The organism is Kocuria kalidii (genome assembly GCF_044462225.1).
Classification (GTDB): domain Bacteria; phylum Actinomycetota; class Actinomycetes; order Actinomycetales; family Micrococcaceae; genus Kocuria; species Kocuria kalidii.
Map to the genome: position 1 here is coordinate 1 of NZ_JBISWJ010000058.1, position 1,867 is coordinate 1,867.

1 protein-coding gene is annotated in these 1,867 nt (G+C 72.5%); it reads right to left on the bottom strand.

What is annotated here, in order from left to right; all coding sequences use genetic code 11:
- Positions 1 to 79: 79 nt before the first annotated feature.
- Complete coding sequence (locus ACH9D3_RS08365; protein WP_396410570.1) at positions 80 to 1,648, bottom strand: solute carrier family 23 protein; 1,569 nt, start codon at positions 1,646 to 1,648, stop codon at positions 80 to 82.
- Positions 1,649 to 1,867: the final 219 nt, after the last annotated feature.

A 1,867-nucleotide genomic window follows, 5' to 3' on the forward strand; every position in this document is an offset into this window, starting at 1 on the left:
CGGGGGCGGGCCGGCGTCGTCGTCCTCCCGGGGGACCGGCACGGTCGGGCACGTCGGCGGGGACGGACGGCGGGCCGTGTCAGTGCGATGCGTGCCCGCCCGCGGAGTCGGCGGTGTCCTCGCGGCCGCGGCAGATCCTCGTGTCGACGATCTCCCCGGCCGAGGTGATCACGGGCACCTCGTTGCCGTCGCAGTCCACGAGCTTGCCGTCCCGGACGGTGTCGCCCTCCCGCAGGTGGTCCTGCAGGTGCTCCAGGCTCTCGTGGCGCACGGCGCGCACCGGGGCGTTGGCGAAGACCGAGCCCGTGCCCCGCGGCGGGTTGCCGGCGCGGAACTCGTTGTAGAGCAGGTTCAGGAGGACGGCCATCACGGCGGCGGAGCTGATGCCCGAGTGGAAGATGGTCTCGAACCAGCCCGGGAAGTTCGCGTAGATCTCCGGGACCGCGATCGGCAGCATGCCGAAGCCGATGGACGTGGCCACGATGATCAGGTTGGCGCCGTTCCGGTAGTCCACCTTCGCGAGGGTCCGGATGCCGGAGGCGGCCACGCTGCCGAAGAGCACGATGCCCGCACCGCCCAGCACGGGCGGCGGGACCGCGGCGACGACCCGGCCCAGGACCGGCAGCAGGCCGAGGACCACGAGGATGACGCCGCCGGCCGTGACCACGAAACGGCTCCTGACGCCGGTGATCGCCACGAGCCCCACGTTCTGCGCGAAGGCGCTCTGGGTGAAGCCGTTGAAGACCGGGGCGATCGCGGAGGCCGCCATGTCGGCGCGCAGGCCGTCGCCGATGCGCTTCTTGTCGACCTTCGTGTCCACGATCTCGCCGACGGCGATGATGTCCGCCGTGGTCTCGGTGAGGATCACCAGCACCACGATGAACATGGAGAGGATGGCGGCCACCTCGAAGACCGGGGGGCCGAAGGCCAGCGGCTCCGGGAACGCGAAGATGTCGCCCTCGAGCACCTGGCCGAAGTCGGCCCGGCCCAGGAGCGCCGCGGCGACCGTGCCCAGCACCAGGCCCAGGAGGATGGACAGCCGGGAGACGGCGGCGCTGCCCACCTTGGACAGCAGCAGGATGATCAGCAGCGTCAGGCCGGCCAGCCCGAGATTGCCCACCGAGCCGTACTCGGGGGACTGCGCGTTGCCGCCCATGGCCCAGCGGGCGGCCACGGGGAACAGCGTCAGGCCGATCGCGGTGATCACCACGCCGGTGACGACCGGTGGGAAGAAGCGCACGATGCCGGCGAAGAAGGGCGTGATGAGGAAGCCGAGGACCGCCGAGGCGATCACGGCGCCGAAGACGGCCTGGATGCCGCCGTCGCCCTGGGCGATCGCGGTCATGGTGGCCACGGACGCGAACGAGGTGCCCTGGACGAGGGGCAGCTGGGAGCCGAAGAACCTGATGCCCCACGACTGCAGGATCGTCGCGAGGCCGCCCACGAAGAGGCAGGCCGCGATGAGCAGGCCCTGCTCCTGCGGGGTCACCCCCGCGACGCCGCCGATGATGAGCGGGGGTGCGATGATGCCGCCGTACATGGTGAGCACGTGCTGCAGCCCGTAGCCGAGGCTGCTGCCCACCCCGAGGTACTCGTCCTCCGGGCGGGTGCTGGTGGTGGGTGGCTCGGTGGTGCGTGACCTGGCCATGGTGTTCTCCTGGGGATCCTGGTGACGGAAGAGGCCCGGTGCCGGCGTCGGGGCGGGACCGGGGCGGAGCGAGGAGGTGGAGAGGCGCTGGAGTGCGCCGTGGAGTGCGCGGTGGGCGCGGCAGGGGCGCCGGTCGGGCGGGGAGCGCGTGCCCCGCCCGCAGGTGGGTGTGACGAGGGGGCCGTCGTCGTCGTGCGCCGCCGGCGACGACGGGCCCCG

Excerpts from the sequence above, each read along its gene's own strand:
- ACH9D3_RS08365 (WP_396410570.1), bottom strand. The coding sequence starts at position 1,648 with ATGGCCAGGTCACGCACCACCGAGCCACCCACCACCAGCACCCGCCCG.